Source organism: Bacillus sp. 2175, from assembly GCF_057812155.1.
Window position 1 is genome coordinate 95,072 of record NZ_JBSZSU010000011.1, and the last position, 25,672, is coordinate 120,743.

A 25,672-nucleotide genomic window follows, 5' to 3' on the forward strand; every position below is an offset into this window, starting at 1 on the left:
AGTATAAGCTTTTGTTTTAACTACCAGAATGAAATTCCCCAAATTTTAATTACAATTGTAAAAAAAGTTTAAGACTCCACCAAGATAGTTTTTTCTGCAGTTTGCCATTTTACAACTACTTCTCCAGTTCCAAAACTCGGGGTACGATATTTATGATTCTCTCCGCCTTCAATCAATAGTGTGTTATTGATCTTTCTAATAAATTTGAATTCAAGCAAGGTATCAGCCGGAACACTTATATCAAAATAACCCGTAGGAAATTGATACATTATTTGATTAAAAAATGGCCCTACTGCTTTGCAAGGATTCATATTTCCTAATGAATATGTGTTCCCCATTATAAAAACTTCACTCTCTGGTATTTCATATCCATTTTCAATAACAAATCGAATACAAACTTGCTTTGTATTTAAGACCTCTATATGTTTATAAATATTACTCCTAGTTCCTGTATCTGTTACAACAGTAATTTCATATTTACCATCGTTTACTGCTGGAACTTTTACTTTTATACTAGTATGTGACCACGAAACAACTTCCGCCTCTTTTTCTTCAAATAATACTGATCCTTTTTTAGAAGTAAAGCCACATCCTTCAATACAAATTATTTGACCAACGGTTGTCATTTTATGTCCCACAGTTCCTATTAAAGGTATACTATTTACTCCTTTATGGTGCCAAACATGTACTGACCCAGGTCCAAGCCATAATGAATCTATATTATTATTTTCAACTCTAATTGCTTCACCATCTAAAAGACCATCTAATATGTCCTTATACTTTCTAGAAGGAAGAATTGTTTTAACATCTTTTATTTCATATCCTTCTGTTAAATTTCGATTCAACGCTATTAATACCACATCACTTCCAAAGTACCTTTCATATACATAAATATCATTAGTTATATATCTTTCTTTGGTATTTCCATATGGAAGTGCATAATTTAAACTACGAAGGGAAGATAAAGATTGTATTATCTTAAAGTTATCTGTATTCACATCAAAAGATTCCATTTGACCACGATTGTTCGGATCTCCATTTCCAACCATATATTGCTCTGTACCATAGTATACAGAAGGTATTCCCCTTGAAGTTAACAAGAATACTAATGATTGTTCTATTCTACGTTTACTTTGTCCATTAATGTGAAAACGGTCCATATCATGATTATCAATAAAAGTAACAAGATTATTTACATCATTATAAATTTGATATGTTTCTTCAATCATTTTGTGTAACCCATGCATGGAATCCATTCCATCTCGAAAAACTTCTCGTACTTTATGAGCAAAACTAAAGTCTAATAAACTCATACCACTATTATTTGCAAAATGAACATTTCTATGGTCATACTCATTTGGATTGATATACCATTCACCAAAAATAAATACTGGTCTATAATTATAGATTGAATTTAGCCAACTTTTTTGCCAGCCATATGACATGTGTTTTACTGCGTCAACTCGTATACCATCTATCCCTTGGTCTAGCCATAGTTTAATAGCTTCTTTAAAATACAAATCAATAGCTATATTTTGGTGATTTAGATCTGCAAGATCAAATAAATTACGATAAACTCCGTCTTCATATTCTTCAAAATCCGTCCCACCATTATGATGAAAATAATGATTGTAATCATTATCGTATCCACCAAGTAACAATCCATTATCATATAATCTACCATTTTCAGCATAGGTCGCATCATCATGTAATGCAGGCGAAGTGTGATTAGGTGCAAAATCCATAATGATTTTAATATCTTTTGCATGAGCGGTTGTTATTAAGGTTTGAAAATCTCCAAATGTCCCAAAAAAAGGATTTGTTCTTTTAAAATCACGAGCCCAATAGCCATGATATGAAGTACTTCCTACCAAATCATTTATTGGAGTAAAGATATTTTCTACCGGTTGAGATATCCATAATGACGTCACACCTAGTTCAGTAAAATAATTTGTATTTAATTTTTCAATAATCCCTATCCAATCTCCACCAAAGTATTTCTTTTTATTTTTCCTAGATTCATCATATAATCCCCCTTTGGGATTATATGATGGACATCCATTATGGAATCTGTCCGTTACAATTTGATATATTATATCCTTAGAAAAATTAACGTTGTTCCTATTCACCTTAAGCTTATCTTTTTCTTTCAAATGACAACCTCCATCCCATAGAAGCATTTACCAGCTATTTTCAAACGTTTAGCACTCTACCCTTAAGTACTATTTGAAAAATAGTTAAAATATATTTCGCCTCCTAACTAGTAACTCATGTTTCGATTCAATTTTTCACACAAAATAATGTCTACAAGTGGGTTCTATATTTGTCCTATAAACTGTACCATTTGATTTATGTCGAAGTAAGGGAAAAAATGTCATTATATAGGGAGGATAAATATAGAAAATTCTTACATATAATTATGCTTACAAAATATAGCCCCAATAAAATACATAGACAAAACATTTTTTATTTGGTAATATTCACCTGAAAATATTTGGTAAAACTTTATGCGGAGAGGAGTATTAAAAGTAAATACTAGATTATTAATAAAAATACTATTTATACTACTAATACCAATCTTATATTCCAAAATAAACTATAAAATATAAATATAGCTTCCAATCTTACAAATATTGAAAATCCAAGGAAAAGCTGTAAAGAAATTTCAAAATAATCTGGAGAAATATTTTATTTTTAAAAATTTTATATAAAAATTAAAACATTATTGTACAGTTAAAATGTTCCTTCCTAAATGCTAATTAAAATTTTCTTTATAAATTAAAGATTTACTTCTACAAATTTGATAATGCCATTAGTAGATATTTTCTAGTAATTTAATTTCATAACAATTTAAATCCACTTACATTCTAAGATTTCTATGGTTAATTTATATTGTTTTTTATTTTTCAAACATTTATGTACTTAAATCGATTTCATACCTGCCGTTTTTACCTCAAAATAACAATATCATATATTAATATAGCTCTTTTACAATTAGATTCCATTTCATTAATCATCTAACTAACTCGATTACTAAAGTTCATCACCATTAGTTTGCAAACAAATTTTTATAAATGAGATACTTAAATTTGTGAGGTGACAATACTATGCAACAACAGGTCGAATTAGATTCCGCTCTTGCTGTTTCTTCGAAAAAGACATTATGGAAAAATCGTACATTTACTTTTGTATTTACAGGTTATACCTTATCAATGTTTGGAAATTCATTTCACAGTATTGCTTTAAACCTCTGGGTACTGCAAGCAACAGGAAGTGCCAAATTAATGTCTACAATTGCCATAACTCATATGGTCATGAGCATGTTGTTTTCTTCCATTGCAGGTACTGTTGCAGATAGGGTGGATCGTAGAAAACTAATGTGGATAACAGATATAATAAGAAGTCTTTTAATACTAAGCATCGCATTTTGTATTGCAATACCCGGTACCCCCTTTATTCTTATTATTATCTTAACCGCTCTTACTTCCTGTGCAGGATTATTTCAGTCACCTGCATTCCATGCTTCCTTAGTTGATATTGTAGGAAAAGACAAAGTTCAACAAGCTACTGGAGTATTAAATGTAGCAGATAATGTATCTCGTATTTCGGGGCTAGCAATAGGAGGAGTTGTAGTTGCAGCATTTGGTGGTAGCATTGCTATCTCAGTTGACGCAGTTACATTTATGTTATCCGCTATTTTAGTGTTGCTAAGTGGAAAGTTTCCTAATTCTACAAAAAAAACAGGAATCAAAAATTCATTTCAAGAGGACCTTGTTGCAGGATTCAAGTATATATGGCAGAACCCTTTTGCTAAATCTGTTATTATACTCTCGCCTACTTTAATCACATTTTTCACTGCTTCATTAATGCTTATTCAAGTAATGTCTGTAAAAGTGTGGAAGGCAAATCCGATTGAATTTGGGATAATTGAATCTAGCATTCCAATAGGTTATATGTTAGGCGCAGGCATTATTATCTTTTTTGATAATAAGTTACATCGACGGGGTTGGTGGATAATCCTGAGTATGGTTTTACTAGCTCCAATCTTTGTAGGGCTATCTTTTGCTCCATCTGTTCTTTATGCAGTACCATTAATTCTCCTCTTGGGAATACTTTTTTCATTTTGTACATTGCTTGTCAATGTGATTATTAAAGTTGAGGTAGATCCTGAGTTACAGGGAAGGACTTTTGGAACACTAGGTTCTCTTACGAGTATTGCATCACCAGTCGCTTTAGCAATTTCCTCATTTTTCGCTGACATTTATGGTCCACCATTAATCTTATTAATAAATGGGGTCTTATTATTTATTTCAGGACTAATTGTACTGTTCTTTCTTAAATCAATTAGATCATATAAATGATTCTTTTTCGTTATAAAAAAATTTAAGTATCCAAACTTGAAAAAAGCCGAAATTGTTAAGGATATCAACTCCTTCGGCTTTTTTTCTATATCATTTAAGGAGAGATTTTTATGCCAAAGAAAATACTTATACTCGGAACCTTTCTGATAGCGGCTAGCCTTTTAGGTTGCACAGATATAGAACACAAAGATACTCTCAACAAAATAGAAGCACCCGGAAAAGAACCAGTGGATGTAAAAGAAAAAGTTGCACTTAAACATATGACAGCAGAAGAATATTTAAAAAACTATAATAAAATTAAAAGTACTGTATCTACACAAGGCATTGAAATTCTTCCATTTAATCTTGAACTAGAAAAAAAATCTAATACATATAGGTTTTATTACCCTAAAGAAGTAGATAAATCAGATCAAGATATGAAATGGGTAAGTGTTATGTTAGGAGAAAGCGGAAAAGTAATTGATGGAATTATGTATACTGGCTACGCAGATATACCTACGATTAAGGCAATGATTCAAGCTACTAACATTACATGGACTAATGAATTAGATCAGTTAATTGGTTCAATAGGAAATGAAGATTTTTCAAAAACATTGGAAATTGAAAAAGTGAAACTATCTGTTAACGGTAATTCGAAAAATATTAAAGTTATGATAGATTCAATGAAATTAGATCCACCTCAATCCCTTTAAAACAAATATAGTCCCAAATTCCTATTTAATTTCTTTAATTTTACACCATATAGAAATTTATTTAGCTTTTAATAATTAAGACTAGCTATGAGACTATATAAAAAATCGTCAGCGCTTTTAAAAAGCAACTGACGATTTTTTATTCTCTAACATTTTCATTTAAATTGGCATCAACAATAATTCCATTGACATCTATAATAATTATGTATGTTATATATTTCTTAATCTCTTGTTTTAATTAAATAACAGATTCGCTATGCGAACCGAACAAACAATCTCTTATTTCTCCATGATTCTACAAATGCGCTTTAAATTTTATACAACTTGAAACTGACCCACCAATGTCATCTTTATTTGATGAGGCCTTTTCTATTTTTAAATCTTAGTGCTTTTAATATAGTTTCTTTCATGATTTCGTTTCGATTTCTCTTTTGTTTCCGTTGTTCTTGAAATGAAATTGAAAATTAATTATAGTATCCCAAATGGTATACACAAGCTATTTCACACAAATGATTGACCACGTTCCTTAAATTGTATTTAACCATTAATTTTTGAATTACCAATAATATTTTTCTTGGTTATTACATTAAAGTTAATATTATGATATATTTATATTCGGAATAATTATATCTTACATTTAAAGGGAGAATTCTAATGGATAACCTACTATTGAAAAAGGACTTAACAACGGATCAAATGGTTCTTGTTACTTCAGAGTTTGAGAAAAAGAAAAAATCAAAAGGACTTGCTTACCTAATTTGGTTTTTTCTAGGCGGACTTGGTGGTCACCGCTACTACGCACGTGACTTTGGTATGGCAATTGCCATGACACTGACTCTTGGCGGACTTGGTTTCTGGGCTTTAATCGATGTTTTCTTTATTGGAAGCCGAATTGGTAAGAAAAATGAAATATTAGAACGTGAAATTATTATGAAAGTTAAAAAGATGACTGCTTCAAAACGTTTATCTTCATAAAAGACCTCCTTTAGGAGGTTTTTTATACAAACACTTCAATTTTACGTAACTCGTCCTTACTTCTCTTTTTATGTATTTTTATGTTTTAAGAAAATGACTCCACCAACTAGTAACAACGATGCTCCCACTGTAATAGACTTGACGCTTGTATGGAATTGATCACGCAGATATTTCGATGTAAGATTTCATGTTTAATTCAGATATATTGATATACACTAACAATGAACTACTCAACATTTTCATTTTAAGTTAGTATATCAAACCCTAACTACCTAAAGAACTCAAGTAAACGTATCTTATGTCATTTTAAAAAATACAAAAGTACCTTATATTTTATAAGGTACTTTTGTATTTTTTATTTTAGAATTCCTCGATTTAAACTGTAAAATTGAAATATAATACAGATTACGAACCGTTTTACACGTATCTCGGATGGACTTCAGAATCACATATTGTTATAACTACTGCTATTCTTCTCTAATTACATCTATAACGTTATCCTTTTTAATTTTCCGAAGCGGAATTAGTACCGATACATAACTAATCAACAGTGCAGTAATAAATGTGATAAAACTAGATTGATAAGGAATAATCCATTCAAAAGACACCGTATTTGACAATGCTACATAAAGAATATACGACAACATACAGCCGAAAAAGATCCCTTGTATACTTCCAAAGAAACCGTACAGGAGTCCTTCATATATAACCATCTTTTTCAAATCCTTCTGTGACATACCAATCGATTTTAAAGCAGCCAATTCTTTTCTTCTCATAATGATGCTGACTGTAATGGTATTTAAAATATTTACACATCCAATTAGTGTAATAACAGCTATAAATCCGTACCCTAATATTTTTATATAAAGTATATTGTCTGTATGGAAATTACTTTGAACAATATTATTTTGTACATCTATAGATGCATCTCCACCCAGTTTCTTTTGTATATCTAAAATTGTAGCATCAGCCCGAGATTGATTCTCTAAATCAATTTCAAAACCTGTTAATTTTTGTGGAGATGGTGTAATATATTCAGCTATTTGTTCACTAGTAATAAAAGTTATGGTATCCATCACTCTGCTCATATTAAAAATGTCCAATTCTACAATTGCAGCTATTTTTAAAGTTTCTAGTTTTTCTTCATTGTAGGAGATTTCCTCTGTAGATTTTCTTTCTTGCTGACTTGTTATTTGGATTTCATCCCCTACCTGAAAAGTGCTTAGAGAACCTATATATTTTTTACTTGTATTCATATCATTTGATGCAGCTTGTTTTACTAAAACAACCTCTTTTTCACGATTTAATTTTGAAATATCAATTCTTCCACTAGTTACATTTTCAGCTAGTTTCTTTAAACTATTCTCATCGTATGCTTTTATTTGTGTTTTCATAATTTCTACAGTTTGATTATTATATTTTATTTTTTGATACAGCGATTCATTTCCTTGTAATTCTTTAATTTGTTTATTATTTGGTACTTTCGTATAAAAATTATTTGCCTGATATTTCTTGTACAGCTTCTCTACGTTATTAACTTTATAAATATTTTGACTCATACGATCTATGCTAGGCTTGTCTAAATTTGAATTAACCGTAACTGATATATCCGATTTTAGAGCTTGAATTTCCGGTTGTTTACGCTGAATGGCAGTATCTATGAGAAACGTAAACGTGATATACAGTACACTACTTATAATAATAGACAAAATTGTAACTGTATATCTATTGGGATTCCTTTGGATATTTTTTAATGCCATACTTAACGGAAAAGATAGTGGTTTCTTTAATTTTGTTCTCTTTTTTTTCTTTATTTTTTCTTTTTTTATAGCTAATCGGCTACTTACGGCCAATAACGGTGAAATTCTACCTGCAAAAAAAGCAGGAAAATAGCTTGAAATATAAACAGTTATCAATGTAATTAAAGAACATACACATATAATTAACCAATCTAATTTAATTGTATATCCTATAGAGTTTTTAAGTACGTTTATCAATACTTGATTAAGTAAAAAGACTACTAATATACTGCACAAAATCCCAAAAAAGATAGCAATAATAGAAAGAAATGTTGCTTCCCTTATCACAATCTTTCTGATTTGTTTTTTTGTAGCTCCTATACTCCTCAATAACCCAAACTGTTTCATTCGCTCTACTATACTAATTTGAAATGCATTGTAAATAATAACAATTGTAGAAATCACAACAATCCCAATACTAATAGCGGCTGCCGCCATTATCTCCACACTAGGCTTTAAGGCTTTCTTTAATTGGTCATTCACTCTTATATTTTCTTTATTCGTCAATAATTTAAATTGATTTTCAACTTCATCAAAGTTTGCGTACTTATGCAATTCAATCAATACGCTACCTTCTCCAACTTTAAACTTATTTTTATATGTCAATAATTGACCGGGTTTATTTTCCTGATTACTACTAGACTTATTTAACAAACCAACAAGTTTATATTTTTTTTCATGAATAGTAAACATACCGCCTAATTTAAGATTAGGCCCGAAGTAAGGCAGCATCCATTTTTCTAAAACAGCCTCGTTTTCATTTGAAGGTAGCTTACCTTCTACAGGAATACTAGACTTTAACAGCTTCAATGCTTGATGATCTGCATACATATAAGAGACAGCTATCTCATCAAATTGGATCACCTCTCCTGGAGTTATGATGCCATAAGAAGATATATTAGGATTACTTTTTATCATATTGAAAAGCTTTTGATTATAATTTTCAACTGAAATATTTGCAGAACCCATAGAACCTTTTTTAGCATTTTCAATTCCCGAAGTGTATCCACTATTAAAAAAAAGTCCAATCGTTGTTATTAGCGCCAACGCTAGAATAATACCTGTTAATGTTAGCAAAGTACGTTTTATATTACTTCTGAGATATTTTTGACTTAACTGTTTGTAACTATGAATCAATACTCCTCCCCTCCATATTTTTCTTGACTTTGCACTAATTGTTTATCTGAAATAATCATGCCATCTGTAATGGTTATAATTCGATCAGAGTTTGATGCGATAGCAGGATCATGAGTAATTAAAATCACCGTCTGATTATATTTTTTAGCCGTTACTTTTAATAAATTCAGAACTTCTTTTGTATTTTTTGTATCTAGATTTCCGGTTGGTTCATCCGCTAAGATAATATCGGGTTTATTTATAAGAGATCTACCAATAGATACCCTTTGTTGTTGACCACCCGATAATTCAGAAGGCAAATGATCTCGTCTTTCATTTAACCCTAGAGTTCTTATAATTTCATCCAGGTAATGATCATCTACCTGTTCTTCGTCCAATAGAGCTGGCAAAGCAATATTTTCTTGTACATTCAAGACAGGAATTAAATTAAAAAACTGAAATATAAAGCCAACTTTTCTTCGGCGAAAAATAGAGAGTTCATTATCTTTATAATTGTAGATATTTTCATCACCTATAAACACATTTCCCGAACTCGGACGATCCAGCCCTCCTAAAATATGCAATAAGGTACTTTTACCAGAACCTGATGCTCCAACTATGGTTACGAATTCTCCCCTACGAATGGAAAGATTAATTCCTTTTAACGCCTGTACTTGCGTTTCTCCTTCTCCATATGTTTTTACTACATTTTCTAATCTAACAACCTCCATACAACTCATCCTTTTCACAGATTAATTTTGAATCTCTACAAAATAGATTTTATCCTTATCGTACTCACCATTCTCGTCTTTCACTGCATACACTTTTGAAACGTATTCCACCACCTTATTTACCTTATTTTTATTTTTATAATCAAACTTTTCTTTTGCAAACTGAATTAACGAAAGGCTTACTTCTTTTTCTTTTAATTGTTTATACGTTTCCTCATTAACAATTACTATCGGTGATGAAAAATAGCCAATCCAATTATTTTGTTCAATATGTTGAACAGGTATCATTTGTCCATTTAAATTTAAATTTCCATCCTTAACTTCCTCATCTTCCGCTTCTTTTCTATAAAATAAATTTTTTTCACTCGCTAATTCTTTTATTTCTTTTACCGGGGTTGAAGTTATTGAACTATCTTCTTTAGATAAGGGTGTTCTTACAATTCCTTTTTTTAAGAATTTTTCTGCTGTAGATTTTGTAATAACCGCGTATTGTTTCTTTCTAACAGATGACTTATCAAGGTCTTTGTCCATCTCTTCTTCAGTCATATTTTCTCCTTTTTCTTTCCATTCTTTCTTAATATCTTCTTTCTGTTCGGTAGTGAGTTCTTGTTTTATTACTTCTGTGACCAATTTATAACTATAATCTGCTGTTTGCACGTTTTGATCTTTATACAGATTTTTAACAGCAGATATATTTTCTTTCGTTCCAGATACCATAATACCGTCTACTGGTTGTGAGGGACCATTTATATAACGATTTACAGCAAACCCTATACCTATAAAAATTGCTGTTACTACTAGAAATCCTATTATCTTTTTCATTTTCTTCCTCCTCATATACTATGTTTAATCTGGGATTAGAACAGTAGGTTTTTTCTTTATATAAACAGTGGCTAAAATGCTACAAGTCTTAATAAAGAATGATTACCTTCAGTATAGACGTCTTTAATTGTTAATTGAATAACTCTTGTCTTACTATATATACTTTAATCTTACAGTTTAGTAAGATTACTAAATCTAACTTTTGATATACTCGTAACACTGATCAAGATATACTTTAAAATTAAATGGCTTTTATACACTTATTTAAGTACACACATATTTTTCAAATTCTCAAAAATCCGCTCCCATTCGGCTCTTATTCTCAATGATTTGTTTTTTTAAATCCATTTACATAATTAATGCGAATTCAATTTCATTTAACATTTTTGTATAAGATAACTTAAACAAAACATTAATGGTTTTATAAAAACGTACAAATTCAACAAGACACTATTACAAGGTTTTTCAAAATATAAGCAAGTACATGTATGAATTACATAAATATTCTACTTTAAGTAATTGTTTGTATCTCATTATGTACTAAAAAGCTTCAAGCCGATTTGGGTATTATGCTTATACTCAGAAAAGCCTCTAAAATTCCATTTCCATACTAAACTATTTTAAATTAGCCAACCAACGTGTAAAATAACTGTCATAATCTAAAATACTGCCATAATCAAAGACAAATGAGGAGAGATACTGTGGATAAAGTATTATTCGTTGAAGACGATAACGATCTAGGAATGGCTATTGAGTTTACTCTAAAAGGAGAAGGACTTGAGGTTATAAGAGTTTCTACTGTACAAGATGCAAAAGACCAATACGAAAATAATAAATTTGACTTAGCTATATTGGATGTTGGACTACCAGATGGAAATGGATATGATTTATGTACCTACCTTAAAAGAAAAGGTGATATACCTATTATTTTTCTCACAGCACTGGATGAGGAGGCTAATGTAGTAATGGGCCTTGATATTGGTGGAGATGATTATATAACAAAACCCTTCAGGGTAAAAGAGCTATTATCTAGAGTAAAAGTACAATTAAGAAAAAAAATTAAAACAGCTTCTAATACTATATTGAGGTCTGAAAATATACACCTTGAAGTTGAAGCGGCTAGAGCTTTTAAGCATGAGAAAAGTATAAATTTAACACATTTAGAATACAAACTCTTATTAACGTTAATGCTAAATCCTCATAAAGTGTTACAAAGAAATGAGATATTGAAAAAAATAGTAGATGAAAGTGAAGTGTTTTTCGATGAAAACACTCTTTCCGTTTATGTAAAAAGATTAAGAAGTAAAATTGAGGATATTCCCCAAAATCCTAACTATATAATCACACAAAGAGGTGTTGGATATTTTTGGAATAAAAACGTCAGTAAGGAGTAATTTAATGATAAATAGAGAAATAAAAATTAATATACTTACATTAGCATTAATCGCTTTTTTATTTATTATATATCAAGGTATCACAGTTCATATTCTATATGACCATTTAAAGAATGATTATATTACTATTTGGAGTGAAATTACCGGGAAACTAATTGCACAAAACCCAGAAAATGAATATGAAATAATACAAGCACTTACAAATGATACAGCGAATAAAAAAGAGTATTCCAGTGATGGAGAAATGCTATTAAATCAATATGGTCTATCTGCTGAATTAGACTCAAGACTTTTTCCTTATTTAAATAAACATATATCTCAAAACAATATATACATGTTCCTTGGAGCAATAGGGTTCAGCTTAATCCTAATTTTTCTAAATTACTTACAATATAAATCTTTTTTCTTAAAAATTAGAAATGTAACAGCTGCAGCGAATAAAATTATTGAAGGTGATTACACCATTGATATCAAGGAAAATAGAGAAGGAGATCTAGCTAAACTTGCTAATTCTTTTCATAAACTGAAAAATGTTATTAGAAAAAGTATGCATAATTTAATGGAAGAGAAACAATTTTTAATTCAAACTTTACAAGATATTTCTCATCAACTAAAAACACCACTCTCAACACTAACAGTGAACAATGATATCTTATTACAAGGTAAATTAAATGAACAGCAATATCATTTTTTACACAATAATGATGTTCAAATTTCAAGAATCAGCTTTTTAATACATAATTTATTAAAAGTTTCAAAAATAGATGCTAGGGCAATACTATTTGAAAAAGAAAACTCTGATATTATTGATACGATTTATGAGGTCATTGCTAGTTTGAAAAGTAAATTAAATAAAAAAAGTATGAACATACATTTAAAAGCCAATGAAAAAACATTACTTTTCCATGACAGTATTTGGATGCAAGAAGCTTTATTAAATATTTTAAAGAATTCCATTGAACATTCAAATGATAATAGTTCCATTTATATTGAAGTCACAAACTCCCCTATTCATACTGAAATTATAATTCAAGATTTTGGTGAAGGTATTGCATCAGAAGATTTGCCATATATATTTGATAGATTTTACAAAACAAAAAATTCTAATAAAGAAGGGTCCATTGGAATTGGCTTAGCGCTATCAAAATCAATTATCGAAGCTCATCATGGATTTATTAAAGTAGAAAGCCAAAAACATTCATTCACAAAATTCACAATAACTTTTATGAAATATTAACAGTACATAAAAGTTATTATAAAACCCTAACCTTTGAGTATATTTTTTAAAAATTAATCATCTGTTAAAAAAAGAAATTCGATTAATTTTTCATAAATGACTGTAGAGAGATAAATTTTTCCTTTGGGGGTAATTAAAAACCTTAGCTTGATGTGCATAGGATCACCATATCAAAAAAGGAAACTTGTACGTTTGGACACAATTTAGAAACAAAATATCCGATTCCTTGTACGTTAAGGGATTAGATATTTATTTTACTATTTTATATTGTGTACAATTTCTTGCTTATGAGGTCTGTGTGGCAACCGAACCAAATCTGATGATAAGTATTAGTGGACATCAAAAATAGTACATTAATATAATTGCTTTTATTAATTATACAAGTCTACCTGTGGCAATAGTCTCAGGTATTTTTTCGTTCATTGTGTTTGTTTAATTTGTTATTATATTTTCTTAATAAAAAATAAGACACAGCCCAAATCACGACAGCGCATACTATAGTTCCTATACACTTAATCAAAATCATTTATTCTCAAATTATTAATTACTTTGCTTCAATACCCATTCTCTTTACGAAAAGTATCTTTTCCATTCATGAAGTCAGCTGTATTACCAGGAATGCTATACTTCATATTCTTTTTCTTAGCTTTTTTCTTCACCCTCTTCTCTTCTACAACAGCTTGTAAATCTGCCTTCCATTGTTTAAACAAATCCATTTCACGACACAGCGAATTTGTACCCCTTGGTTTAAATCTGAATCAAATAACTATATTATATCTATTTATATAATCGTTTAATATAAATATTCATTTTTCCAAAAAATAAAGAGCACCTGACGATTTCAGGTGCTCAAATATATGAAGTGGGGCTACCCCATTCTCTAATATATGCCTGTCCTTATTAAAAAGTGCAAAAAAAGGGTACCCTTCAACAAATAAATATGGTGCTCCAAAGTTTCATCTCACATGATAATTCGTCCCATGAATTCATCATATGCTTGTCTAATTAGAATGTTCACTGGTTCAATGCGGAATTTCTTTTTAACTTTTAACAAATTAAAAACATCCATTTTGGATACTTAATGTACACTAATATTAATATTGAATAGCTTTATTGATAGACTGTCTAGAGCAAAAAATATACTAGCTGAAACTGATCTATATCCAATATTCTTTCCTGTAACATTGATAGTAATCTCCGCTAAATGGGTTCGCACATCATCTCTTTCAAAAAGTTTATCTTCAACCTTTTCGACTATTGCTACATTATCCACTTCTTTAAAAGTTTTCAGCAATTTTGTTTGAAGTAAAGTAAAATCGAAATTTTCACCTTTAACCACATCAAATTTAATCTACATTTTTAACTAGTAAATATATTTATATAAATATATTTTTGTATATTAACATTAAATAATTCAAAGGTCATTCTTTATTAAAATCCCCTATTGCTTAAATTTGTTCTTTATTTTCACATAAGGTACGTGAAATTTTATTATCTCATTATTGAATAGGAGAAACTTGAATAGCTAGTATGCCCCCAATCTACTCTGCATGGTTCCACTATCCATTAAGCCTTTAATAATTTACGTGTCTTATCTATTTCGTATGTGTGTTAACCAGTTCGTTTGCAAACTTGTTAGCACATTTTTTATATTTCTTCTATATATATTTCCCTTCACAAACATATCATACTTTCCCGCTAACTCTTCCAGTTTCTTTTCTTTGTATTTGGTATGTATAAAGAAATGAAGTATTATTATTTTTCTATGTTTTTTTATTCTAAAAATACCTTTTCGTTTCATGAGGCTTCATTTTATACATCATATTAATAGGAGAAAACATACATGTTACCATTTGAATCCATATTCAAGAAACAAAATGATAAAAAAGACTACCATAAAAACCCACTCATTACTAGAAAAAATACATAATATAATTGCGAACGTATAAAATTCAGGTATATTTTAAGGGGGAAAATTATCCAATGTCAAATGAACCGTGTCCAATTATTGCTCCGTGTCCAGTTGTCAGTCAAACACAAACACCTTTATCTAATGCACCAGCAGAACCTATTGTTACGGTAAATCCTATAATTAAAGTTCCAGTTGTTTTAGCGGAGAGAACACTTCAAATTGTTGTAGAAGCAGATGTTCCATTAGATCCACCGGCATCTGAAATTAAACGTGTTCTAAAAAATGTATTTTTAACACAAGGTAAATTAGTTCCTGTAGCATTTACTCCAGTAGAAGGTACGCCTTATCGTCGTGTTACAAGAGCAAAATTATTTGTATCAGGTTATATTCGTAAAAATATTGAATATGCATCTGGTGAATGTAATGCAGCTTTATATGATCGTATTGCTAATGTTCCTTTTTCTGGATTTGCAGATTTAACAGAAGGTGATTTTTTCACTTTACCTTTAATTGCAGCTTCTTCAGATACAGCCTCTCATTTTATTAATCCTAAGGATGGCGATTTACCTCGTTTGGATAAATATTTCTTCGAAAATCATGTAGTTTATAATGAGCAACCTACTGTTGAAATAATCAGTGCTAATTTTTATGAATTAGATTTTTCTCCATGCCCAACAACGTTAGAGGCAACATTTGATGCTTTACGTGAAAAAATTGTGTTAGATCTTACACTAAAAGTGTTGCAAGTACAACAAGTACGAGCTGGTATTGTTTAATAAATAGAAAAAGACATTACCTTCTTTATAGAAGGTAATGTCTTTTCTGTTTTGATAAAACATACATAATATTAACAATGAGTGTATATAACTGATATGGGTTTAGTTATAAATTCATCGGATGGGATGTGTGTTACTGATGAATAAGCCATGGTCTGGTAATAATATGGGGCATAAAATTTATAAGATTAAAAATTTAAATGAGCAATTAGTTTCAAAGAAAAAACAAAAAAAAGAGAAAGAGAAGGAGAAAGAGAATGTATTTTCTGAAATGAGTCAAAGTAATAGAGTAAATTCCATGGTGGTAAAAACACCGTTTTCTGTTGTGTCAGAAGTAACTAATTTTTTGACAAATCCTATTTTGAGTGAAAGAAGGCAAGAAGTGTTTCAATTTGAAAATAACAATATTAATAATGAATTTCGTGAATTAGAGACACAATTAATAGCTACCTCAAATTATTATTATGAAGAGCCGTATTGTAAAATGGTTTCTTCTAAGATTTTTGAAAATAGAATTCTTTTCGAATTGGATTTAAAGAAAAATACAAGTGATATTCCAAGAATAAATAAAGTAGAATCATCATGGGTTCCTATACACAATTTCATAGTAAAGAAAAAAGAAATAGAATTTGAGAACTATATAACAGGTGAATTACCAATTGAATTGGGTAGATATAAAACAGAAATTAGCTTACAAGAAGTGATAGATTTTAAGAAGAGGATTATAGGTTTTCAAAACATTTCACAAGATGTTATTTTAACTGAAAGTAAATTATTGTTATCAAAGAGAACAGAGAGAGCAAATTCAATTTCAAAAGAAATTGTAATAGATAAAGGTACTTTATTTGTGAATGGGCATATTCTTCAAACAATTGAATGTCTTATAGATAATAAACAATCTGGTGATAATTTTTATTGTTTAATGCAGAATATAGAGTTGGAAATAGTTATTAAGATTTTACAAAAACAAGAGCTGTCCAATTGATTGAAGTGCACCCCAATTGTTAGACACAGTCTAACAATTGGAGGTGCATTTTTTATGGCTAAATTTTCTTCAAAAGAAAAAATCCAAGCGGTGAAACGATATTTAGATGGTACAGAAAGTGGAAAAACAATTGCTAAATCTATAGGAGTTAACCCTAGCGTACTTCGTGAGTGGATTAGACGATATGAGTCTTCAGGTGAAAAGGCCTTTGAAAAGTGCTATACATTCTACCCAGCCCAGTATAAACTAGATGTACTTTATTATATGAATGAACACGGGACATCTATCAGAGAAACAGCGGCACTTTTCAATATACCGTCTTATGAAACACTTCGGAAATGGAAAATAGCTTATGAAACAGGAGGATTGGATGCCCTACAATCAAAGAAAAAGGGGCGTCCAACCATGAAAGATAAAAAAATAAAGCCAGTAGATGAAGGATCAATCGAAGCCTTACAAGCGGAAAATGAGCGTTTACGTATGGAAAATGCATATTTAAAAAAGTTGAATGCCTTAGTTCAAAACAAAGAAAAATCACCAAACAAGACAAAGCGCAAGTAATCTACGAGTTAAGGCATGAATTTCCTATCAAGGAGTTACTTCAACTCGCAAACATTCCACGTAGTACGTACTATTACTGGATGAAACGTTTTAATCGTCCTGATCCAAATGCGGAGGTAAAAGAACTGATTCAAGCTATTTATAATGAACACGATGGGTGTTATGGTTATCGTCGTATTCGTGATGAACTTATGAATCGTGGACACAAAGTAAATCATAAAAAAGTGTATCGCCTTATGAAAGAATTAGGGTTAAAATGTCTGGTTCGTATGAAAAAATACCGCTCTTACAAAGGGACAGTTGGGAAAATTGCGCCAAATATTTTAAATCGCAACTTCCAAGCTGAAAAACCAAATGAAAAGTGGGTTACAGATATTACGGAGTTTAAGTTATTTGGGGAGAAGTTATACCTATCACCAATGTTGGATTTATTTAATGGTGAAATTATCACGTATACAATTGGTTCAAGACCGACCTATTCCCTTGTTTCAACGATGTTGGACCAAGCCCTTTATTGTGTAACCAATCCGGATAAACTCCTCATTCACTCTGATCAAGGTTGGCACTATCAAATGAAACAATACCGTCATTCTCTTAAGAATTGTGGCATAACTCAAAGTATGTCTCGCAAAGGAAACTGTTATGACAATGCCGTTATTGAAAATTTCTTCGGTATCATGAAATCGGAATTTCTGTATCGAAAAGAATTTGAAAGTATAACACATTTCAAACAAGAATTAGCAAAGTATATAGAATACTATAATCATAAAAGAATTAAGGCAAAATTAAAGGGTATGAGCCCAGTACAATACCGGGCTCATACCCTAGAGGCTGCCTAATGAAACGACCTGTCTAACTTTCGGGGGTCACTTCAGATGAAGGACGGCTCTTGTTTTTTACTTCACAAACACATAAGCTTCATTTGCTGTTACATAGTATAGAATCCATAATACTTTTACTGGTAATCCACGATCACTAGGGATTTTAGCTAATGACTCAACGTATTTATCATAGCTACGTTTGAACTTCTCGCAATCTCTCGTTTCACATAATTCTGCAGGAACAAATCGTTTATTTGCATCTGATTCTGCACCATAAGCAATGTATATGAGAATTGTAAACTTTTCTTGGATATAGGATCAGAAAAGAATTAATGATGCAAAATTACATATTTCATTTTTATATATTTATTTATAATAAAATGGAATTGCTCAACATTTTCATTAAAGATAGTCTATCAACCTCTAACTACCTAATGAACTCAAGTAAACGCATCTTAAGTCATTTTAAGAGGTACAAAAGGCACCCTTTTGGGTGCTTTTTGTATAAAAATTCTATTTTTTTATATTCGATACCAACCACGAACCTTTTTAAAATAATAGTATCATTATGTCTCCTTTTTAGAGATTATTTTTAATTACCTTGAATTTTTCGCACCAGAACCGGAAAATTCCTGACTACTCGAAATATCAACTATTAAGTGCTAATATTCAATAACGCGTACTGAAAATGATTAAACATTTTTATAAACCAGTGGAACATTTAAGAAATCAATTTTTCTCTTATCGAAATTTAATTAGCTTACAGCAATACAGTGGTCATATATTTTTAAGAATAACGGAAGAATATATAGAAATTGCTACAGAAATGTGAAGTTTAATTAATTTAGGAGGAACAAATTTGTTTAATCAGCTTGTAAAAGTTATACCGAATTTATTTACGATTGGAAATTTATTGTGCGGTGTTTTCTCAATCACCTTGAATATGAGTGAATATTTAGGAGCAGCCTCCATTCTCATTTTCTTTTCAGCTGTTTTAGATTTTCTTGATGGAAGAATTGCGAGAAAATTAAAAGTGAACAGTGAGTTTGGCATAGAATTGGATTCCTTAGCTGATATTGTTAGTTTCGGCGTCGCTCCTGCGCTTTTATTTCATACAATGGCAGCACCTTCTATTTTAACTTCTTTGGCATTTATCCTTTTCCCAACAATGGGTGCTTTAAGATTAGCTAAATTTAGTATTCAACCAACTATTGGATATTTTAAAGCATTACCTATTTCAGCTGCAGGATTATCATTTGCTGGTATAGGATTGTTTTCATATAGCAATGCATAGATTACTTTAATCCTCGCCCTCTTAATCGTAAGTCCCATTAGGTTTAAAAAATTTCAATTGAAGTCACGCCCAGCGCCATAAAGGAGCATTTCAAATGGATTTAACGCGTCACTATGTATAAAAAAGCGGGACAATAATATTAAATTCGGTGCCATTCGTAAAAATTAAAACCTTGTATTTATGGCTATTGGGTTAATTCATCGATATGTTGTTCTAAAACTTCAATACACTTTTAACAGGAGCCCCTTTATCAAGAGAGCACCCGTTCTTATTTTTTCTTCTTTTCTGTCGGTTGGCTTTGTTTAGCAAAATTAGATGAATCATCAAAATTCGGTTGCTTTTTACCAGCATTATTACTTCTACCTTTTCCCATATGTAATGCACCTCCCCTCCTCCTTACTATTCCCAATAAAAAAATTCTCTTGCATCCAAGAGAATTTTTGATTGGGTTCTTATTAATAATACCCAATTACTTCCAACACTGCTATTTGATAAAAGATGGATCCAATGTCAAATTCTTTAATGCTGAAAAAAGCATTACATTTTCATATTTAGATCAATTTTTAGATGGACCACCTATTTATCCGAATTTATCTAATTACACGATCCTTCCGGAAGGAAAAGTATTTATCTATCATCACAATTATTTCATAATGACAGATTCCACGCTTCATCTTATAGATAAAGACATATTGCAAAAACTTTATTTATTAAAGAACTGTATACCAATTTCAAAAATTAATTTATCCTACTTTAAAATTTGACCCCCTATTTCATCATATCCCTCTCACTTTGTCGAAAAATACTTAGAATAATACCTATATTTAAAAGAATTTCTTAGTGGAATTTTCATCATCAATAATTATTATCTAAAAGATACTAATCTAAAGAAAACTCTACTGGTTAAAAGCTAACCAATAGAGTTTTCTTTTTTATCTAAGGATTCTTTTAAAAAGTGTCTTTTTTATAGTATTTTAAAAAGAATTCCTCATACTAACACCTTATTGTTGCGGCTATTCATTTATTTCAATATGATACTTTTCCATCTCGTATATGCAATAGACAATGATAGCTAAACTCCAACTGACACCATAATAATTATGTGTGTAGAAGTCATATCCCGCCTTAATACCTTTCTCTATTACAACAAATGTAAATCCTAAAGCCACCCATTTGTTAATTTTCATCTTAATAAACGTTAAAGAGATAATTATTAAAAATAAAATATTTGTAAGATGATTTATCATTAGCTCATATTTTTGAATGTATACTGCCATCATACAAGCAACGATATTAGTCGCAATGCCAAAGGCAACCATCGCTCCCCAACCCCTGTCCGAAAGTCCCATTCCTGAGTCAGTCCCTTCCTGAACAAAAATCCTTTTCTTTAATTCGTTCCTTCATCCTATTCAAGGTATGCTAAATTATCCTTGTCTGATGAATATCTATTTATCTTTTCATATAGAGCAAACAAAATTTCTACTTATAATTTTTTCTTTATTAGACAAACTATGTCTAAGCCGTTTGAACTAGCGGCTTCACTCTTCTGGTAATGAGATAGCACAATTTATTGAATTGACTAACTCATTCAACCCACTGGCACCGGCAGGCAACAAAATAGTTGTCTGCCATTTTCATGTATACTTTTTCTAATTTCATTACAAACCAAATGTGTGCTGTATTGATTTCAAAAGGACAGAATTTCATTTTTTAAAATGTAAAAAAGATAAGATCCTATCTACTTTTGGTATAGGACTTTTTCTTTTCACACATACTATTTTTGAACTTGTTTACCAATACGTGTCCTAATGGTGTCTTGAATTCCTCCTAAAAAGGGCTGCAGATACGACTGCATGCCCTTTTATTTACGTTGCTGCTCTATATTGAGTAAAATAATTAAAAACTAAAAATGTAATATTACATATTTTTTCTGTTCAGATTATGTTAAGATTCACTTCATAGTCGAATTATGGTTTCGTATCTAATTCAGCAATATGTGAACTGTTTACCTAAAGAAAAGACACCCAAAAGGTGTCTTTTCTTCTTTTAATCTAAAAAACATTTCTCCTATTTAGTAAGATCCAATTAGCCCTCTAACCTAAGCCTCATATTTAAAGGCAATTTAATCATACACTCAAGAGTTTTCATCTATTTCAATATACTTATAACTTAATTTCCAATCACATTTCCAGCACTATATTTGCTTTCTTACAGAATTTCTGTCTTGTTCTTAATTCTGTCAAAATCCTCATGTAGCTATACAAAGAATATATGCTACTATGATATTAAGAAACTATGCGTTCCCTTAACCCTGTATCCGGCCCTGTATTTATTACAGGGTCTTTGTTTATTTTATTTACTTTTATTGGCTTATAAGAGTTAATACACAACCATTTTCAATTAAAACCGTTTAAATGTTAGTTAGAAATTGAAATAATATATCTATTAGCTTTTTTAACAAATGAAATCTACTATTAGATTTCTAAATGTATACTGTACTAAGCACCAATTAACACTATACAAATAGTGTCAACTATGTTAATTGAATATTGGTAATAGTAAGTATAAATATTATCAATTTACTATATATTACATTTATGTAAAAATAGACGTATGTTGAGCTTATTCAAAATCTTTCCCCTAATAAAGATTTGAAGTAGCATTTCATGATTCTCCTTACTGTTAATATGCCTTGAAAAAGAACCCTATAGGGTTCTTTTTCTTTTCATTATAACCTCAGTAAGTCCTTATTTAACATGCAAAAAGGACTGCTAATTATTTGCAGCCCTTTTACACGTTAATATACACTTGTATTACATGCTGAAAACTTTATTATATTAGGTATTTATACCAACTAAACATGCCATTATCATTTAGATATATAACACTTCAAAGTTTAGAAGTATACAATAACAAATCTTTCCCAGCTTCCAGCTACATAACTAGTAACTGTTAATTCTCTACCACCATTTGCTGATATATATCTACCATTACTTAGTGCTTGTAATACATATATCCTATTGTCTCCACCATTATATAAGATAAACTTTTCCCATGCACCAATTGATGTACGATCTGCTACTATTCTACCATTTGAATCAAACGAAACATACTTTTACGTATGTTTAACCTACAGCCCTAAAATTTCTACAATCTGACGAGCTTTATTATTATCAATATAATAATGCATCTCTAATCCTTTTCTTTCTGCACGGATTACAATTCCTTTTAACTTTGCTAAATGTTGTGAAACAGTGGATTGTGGAAGTTTCAATATTTCTGTTAACTGTGTAACATTGCACATTTTATAATGCATTAGCTCACTTATAATTTTTAATCGAACCGGATGCGCCATTACCCTTATTACATCTACATCTTCTTCGCTTATTTTAGCTAGGTCATTATTAGATATTACTGTTAACATTTCTCATTCTCCTTTATTATTAATTTCTATTTTCCTATTATCCTTATAAGTAATACTTATAGATAATTACAATTTTTCCTGTTGAGAAAATATATTCTACTCAATACAAAAAGACACCTATTCAAAAAACAGTTTTTACCGTTCCAATGAATTGGTGTCTTGAAATTTTTTAGCCACACTTTATTTATTCATATTTTAATCTATATATGATTTTGAATGCTGCTTAATATACGTTGCAAAGCAAAAGGAATATTTCCATCCCTTTTTAAACATAATCATAAAATAAGTTATATAAATAATTTGTTATATTTCCATGTACCCTAGCTGATATAATGTATAAGGAAATTATTGATTAATTAATGGTTAACATATATTAGGGAGGTACATAAGTCATGATAGAGGTAATCGCGTCACTATTTTTAGTAGTCGTATATTTTATTAGTTATCTCTTTTCAACAGGAGAAGATAAGAAAAAAGCAAAAGCTGAATTAAAAGAAATTGTTAATGGTACTCATGGAAAAATATTGGTAGGATTTCTTGGAGGTGCGGCAGTTACAGGAATATTTGTAGTCATTTGGATCTTATCAGAGTAAACCTTTCAGACATTTTAGCTTATATAACGTATAATGCAGTTATTGGTTAATTAAGAAGAAAAGCATTAGAGAAAACAAGATATGAAATAATATATAAGGATCTCGCCTTTTCTGTTGAATGGTGAGTTTTTTAATGTACAAAAAAAAGACACCCTAAGGTGTCTTCCTCCGACTTGAACCACTTTAATTTTATATAAATATACACGTATTACCCCTTTGTTATACGTGTAAACACATCCTATAAAACAGAATCTTCTATTTACACCAGATTGTTAGTTCACAAAATATCAAGAGATTTGAGATCAATATGTTACGTCTTTCAAAAGAATCTGCTTTATAGAATGTATCCACAATTTATATTTTACTACATGTAATATTTATATAGTATATTTTTGCGAATATGTATAATTGCATAAAGTTTACGAGAAAAAGAGAGTATAATTTGATATTGTGTAATGAAGATAAAACCCACCTACGGAAATAGGTGGGTTATTTTATATTGGTGAGCTTGTATAAGTATGATAGAATAAGAACAACTATATATTGTAGGGTGGTTGGTTGCGATCCTTTCTCTTATTTATAGGGAAAGGAGGTGACCGAATGGACATTCTTTTTCAAATATTATTAGAAGTATCCAAAACTATTGTCTGAGAGATCGCAGTTTTTGGATTTAAAAAAGTTACTTCTAAAAAACAGAAGAAGACCACCCCTAAGCCAGCAAAGCGTGGGCGGTCTTCTAAAAAACGCAAAAATTAATTTTTAATAACCGATCACCTTACGGTAGCAGTTACTTGAAGAGATGTTGACGCATCTCTTCTTTTATTATATACGTACAGCAACATTGAAATACCTTTAAGGAAATTATAACAAATGTAAAAAAAAAAGAAAAGCCCACTGGTACCAGTGGGGTATTGTTTGGGTACTACTATCTCATTGCACAAAAGGGCCTTTGCATTAAAATAATATCATATTCTTAAAGTTGTTATATTGAGAATTGAACTACCCCCACTTTCACTTCGTTTAGAAGTGAGGGATTCCTAAGTAAATAGTTCTATCGAACTCTAATTGATTAGGCTAACCCCGCAGTCCTTGCGGTTAGAAGCCTTATCGCTTCATTCTTTAGATTGATACTTGCGTTAATATCCCTATCATGGTGTGTACGACAAGAAGGACAGTTCCATTCACGTAGGTTTAAATTTTTAACGTCTTTATTTTGATATCCACAACAAGAACATAATTGGCTGGAAGCAAATGTTTTCGATACGACAATGACTTGTTTGCCATACCATTTTGCTTTGTATTCTAACATGGATCGAAATTGCAACCAATATACCTCACTAATTGCTTTTGCTAACTTATGATTCTTTAACATATTCGATACTTGCAAATCCTCTATACCGATAACATCGTGGTTTTTGATGATTTCAGTTGAAATTTTGTCCAAGTAATCTTTTCTAGTATTTGATATGTATTCATGAATTCTAGCTACCTTTACTCGTTGTTTATTCCAGCGAGAAGATCCTTTCATTCTTCTAGAAAGAACACGCTGTGCTTTCGCCAACTTATCTTCTAATGATCGGAAAAACTTCGGATTTTCATAGTGGGTTCCATCTGACAAAATAGCGAAATCTTTTAGTCCTACATCTATTCCAGTGTAAGAATGTGTTTTCGGAAGTTCTTGTACTTCTGTTTCAACTAATAGTGACACAAAATATCTACCAGAAGGGTTCCGTCTAACTGTAGCATTTACAATACGCCCCTCTACTTCGCGACTTTTGGCAAATCGAACAAGTCCTAGTTTCGGTAACTTTATTTTGTTCCCTACAACGGCAATGTTTTCATTTGTTTGTTTTGTGGTATAAGATTGTACGTTGTTCTTCTTAGATTTAAAGCGCGGTGCACTGTTTTGTTTTTTGAAAAAGCGTGTATAAGCATCCGCAAGGTTGCGAACAGACGACTGAATCGCAATACTATCCACTTCTTTTAGCCAAACAAGCTCTTTCTTCATGGCAGGTAGTTTGGCAGAGCATGTACCATAGGTCAAGCCTTTTCCTGTCTCTTTGTATGCTTGATCCCATAAGGATAGGAAATGATTGAATACAAAGCGAGAACACCCAATCGTTTTGTTGATTAGAATTGCTTGTGCCTAATTTGGATAGATACGAAACTTATAGGCTTT

Annotated in this window: 19 protein-coding genes and 4 pseudogenes; 11 read left to right on the plus strand and 12 right to left on the minus strand. The window is 30.5% G+C overall.

The window, feature by feature from the left end:
• Positions 1-68 precede the first annotated feature (68 nt).
• Positions 69-2,153: an alpha-amylase family glycosyl hydrolase gene (locus ACXKY9_RS31005; protein ID WP_016090623.1), complete on the minus strand. Its 2,085-nt coding sequence runs from the start codon at positions 2,151-2,153 to the stop codon at positions 69-71.
• 954 nt (positions 2,154-3,107) lie between these two features.
• Here ACXKY9_RS31005 and ACXKY9_RS31010 point away from each other — a divergent pair.
• A complete protein-coding gene (locus ACXKY9_RS31010; protein ID WP_001187351.1) occupies positions 3,108-4,361 on the plus strand; it encodes an MFS transporter in 1,254 nt (417 codons plus the stop codon).
• Between the two features lie 110 nt (positions 4,362-4,471).
• Positions 4,472-5,053, plus strand: coding sequence for a hypothetical protein (locus ACXKY9_RS31015; protein ID WP_016090622.1), 582 nt, complete (start codon positions 4,472-4,474; stop codon positions 5,051-5,053).
• Between the two features lie 282 nt (positions 5,054-5,335).
• Here the strand turns inward: ACXKY9_RS31015 and ACXKY9_RS31020 are convergent.
• Positions 5,336-5,595, minus strand: a pseudogene (locus ACXKY9_RS31020) (IS3 family transposase); the annotation flags it as partial.
• A gap of 112 nt (positions 5,596-5,707) precedes the next feature.
• Here ACXKY9_RS31020 and ACXKY9_RS31025 point away from each other — a divergent pair.
• A complete protein-coding gene (locus ACXKY9_RS31025) occupies positions 5,708-6,028 on the plus strand; it encodes a TM2 domain-containing protein (protein ID WP_016090621.1) in 321 nt (106 codons plus the stop codon).
• 467 nt (positions 6,029-6,495) lie between these two features.
• Here ACXKY9_RS31025 and ACXKY9_RS31030 read toward each other — a convergent pair whose 3' ends face one another.
• The 3 genes from ACXKY9_RS31030 to ACXKY9_RS31040 are packed head-to-tail and all read right to left on the minus strand — an operon-like array spanning position 6,496 to position 10,496.
• A complete protein-coding gene (locus ACXKY9_RS31030; RefSeq protein ID WP_016090620.1) occupies positions 6,496-8,964 on the minus strand; it encodes an ABC transporter permease in 2,469 nt (822 codons plus the stop codon).
• Positions 8,961-9,674, minus strand: a complete 714-nt coding sequence (locus tag ACXKY9_RS31035) for an ABC transporter ATP-binding protein (RefSeq protein WP_016090619.1) — start codon at positions 9,672-9,674, stop codon at positions 8,961-8,963. The genes ACXKY9_RS31030 and ACXKY9_RS31035 overlap by 4 nt, the downstream gene beginning before the upstream one ends.
• Before the next feature lie 21 nt (positions 9,675-9,695).
• Positions 9,696-10,496 carry a lipoprotein BA_5634 family protein gene (locus ACXKY9_RS31040; RefSeq protein WP_016090618.1) on the minus strand — a complete coding sequence of 267 codons (801 nt, stop codon included), beginning with the start codon at positions 10,494-10,496 and terminating at the stop codon, positions 9,696-9,698.
• A 701-nt stretch (positions 10,497-11,197) separates the two neighbouring features.
• On the opposite strand from ACXKY9_RS31040, the gene ACXKY9_RS31045 reads away from it, so the two are divergent.
• Together ACXKY9_RS31045 and ACXKY9_RS31050 are read left to right on the plus strand one after the other, a co-directional pair.
• Positions 11,198-11,890, plus strand: a complete 693-nt coding sequence (locus ACXKY9_RS31045; protein WP_016090617.1) for a response regulator transcription factor — start codon at positions 11,198-11,200, stop codon at positions 11,888-11,890.
• Between the two features lie 4 nt (positions 11,891-11,894).
• Complete coding sequence (locus tag ACXKY9_RS31050; RefSeq protein ID WP_016090616.1) at positions 11,895-13,127, plus strand: sensor histidine kinase; 1,233 nt, start codon at positions 11,895-11,897, stop codon at positions 13,125-13,127.
• Between the two features lie 554 nt (positions 13,128-13,681).
• Here ACXKY9_RS31050 and ACXKY9_RS31055 read toward each other — a convergent pair.
• Both ACXKY9_RS31055 and ACXKY9_RS31060 read right to left on the minus strand, forming a co-directional pair.
• Positions 13,682-13,843 (minus strand): hypothetical protein, encoded by a 162-nt coding sequence (locus ACXKY9_RS31055; protein WP_160171671.1) that lies wholly within the window; start codon positions 13,841-13,843, stop codon positions 13,682-13,684.
• Between the two features lie 362 nt (positions 13,844-14,205).
• On the minus strand, positions 14,206-14,478 hold the full coding sequence (locus ACXKY9_RS31060) for a hypothetical protein (protein WP_228161208.1): 273 nt from the start codon (positions 14,476-14,478) through the stop codon (positions 14,206-14,208).
• Positions 14,479-15,110: 632 nt separating this feature from the next.
• Here ACXKY9_RS31060 and ACXKY9_RS31065 point away from each other — a divergent pair.
• From ACXKY9_RS31065 to ACXKY9_RS31075, 3 genes are all read left to right on the plus strand, one after another.
• Positions 15,111-15,815: a CsxC family protein gene (locus ACXKY9_RS31065; protein WP_016090614.1), complete on the plus strand. Its 705-nt coding sequence runs from the start codon at positions 15,111-15,113 to the stop codon at positions 15,813-15,815.
• Positions 15,816-15,981: 166 nt separating this feature from the next.
• Complete coding sequence (locus ACXKY9_RS31070) at positions 15,982-16,800, plus strand: DUF7852 domain-containing protein (RefSeq protein WP_488898571.1); 819 nt, start codon at positions 15,982-15,984, stop codon at positions 16,798-16,800.
• Between the two features lie 54 nt (positions 16,801-16,854).
• Positions 16,855-18,200 (plus strand): IS3-like element ISBth10 family transposase gene (locus ACXKY9_RS31075; RefSeq protein ID WP_087942842.1). Its coding sequence is split into 2 segments (ribosomal slippage): positions 16,855-17,296 and positions 17,296-18,200, totalling 1,347 coding nucleotides; the frame shifts between segments, so codons are not numbered across the junction.
• 87 nt (positions 18,201-18,287) lie between these two features.
• Here ACXKY9_RS31075 and ACXKY9_RS31080 read toward each other — a convergent pair.
• Positions 18,288-18,467 (minus strand): annotated as a pseudogene (locus tag ACXKY9_RS31080) (N-acetylmuramoyl-L-alanine amidase); the annotation flags it as partial.
• Positions 18,468-19,041: 574 nt separating this feature from the next.
• Between ACXKY9_RS31080 and ACXKY9_RS31085 the strand changes: the two are divergent.
• Positions 19,042-19,476 carry a CDP-alcohol phosphatidyltransferase family protein gene (locus ACXKY9_RS31085; protein ID WP_016097411.1) on the plus strand — a complete coding sequence of 145 codons (435 nt, stop codon included), beginning with the start codon at positions 19,042-19,044 and terminating at the stop codon, positions 19,474-19,476.
• Between the two features lie 551 nt (positions 19,477-20,027).
• Positions 20,028-20,240 (plus strand): annotated as a pseudogene (locus ACXKY9_RS31090) (glycosyltransferase family 2 protein); the annotation flags it as partial.
• A gap of 249 nt (positions 20,241-20,489) precedes the next feature.
• Here ACXKY9_RS31090 and ACXKY9_RS31095 read toward each other — a convergent pair.
• The 3 genes and pseudogenes from ACXKY9_RS31095 to ACXKY9_RS31105 all read right to left on the minus strand — a co-directional run bounded on the left by ACXKY9_RS31095 (position 20,490) and on the right by ACXKY9_RS31105 (position 22,900).
• Entirely contained in the window at positions 20,490-20,825 is a 336-nt protein-coding gene (locus ACXKY9_RS31095; protein ID WP_016090611.1) for a hypothetical protein, read from the minus strand.
• Positions 20,826-22,372: 1,547 nt separating this feature from the next.
• A pseudogene (locus tag ACXKY9_RS31100) lies at positions 22,373-22,591 on the minus strand (fascin domain-containing protein); the annotation flags it as partial.
• Positions 22,592-22,606: 15 nt separating this feature from the next.
• The gene (locus tag ACXKY9_RS31105) at positions 22,607-22,900 is read right to left on the minus strand and encodes an ArsR/SmtB family transcription factor (RefSeq protein ID WP_000958635.1); all 294 of its coding nucleotides are present in this window, start codon (positions 22,898-22,900) and stop codon (positions 22,607-22,609) included.
• A 392-nt stretch (positions 22,901-23,292) separates the two neighbouring features.
• Here ACXKY9_RS31105 and ACXKY9_RS31110 point away from each other — a divergent pair, with 392 nt between their 5' ends.
• Positions 23,293-23,493, plus strand: a complete 201-nt coding sequence (locus tag ACXKY9_RS31110; RefSeq protein WP_016090610.1) for a hypothetical protein — start codon at positions 23,293-23,295, stop codon at positions 23,491-23,493.
• A gap of 1,069 nt (positions 23,494-24,562) precedes the next feature.
• Here ACXKY9_RS31110 and tnpB read toward each other — a convergent pair.
• Complete coding sequence (gene tnpB, locus ACXKY9_RS31115; RefSeq protein ID WP_228176719.1) at positions 24,563-25,630, minus strand: IS200/IS605 family element RNA-guided endonuclease TnpB; 1,068 nt, start codon at positions 25,628-25,630, stop codon at positions 24,563-24,565.
• Positions 25,631-25,672 lie beyond the last annotated feature (42 nt).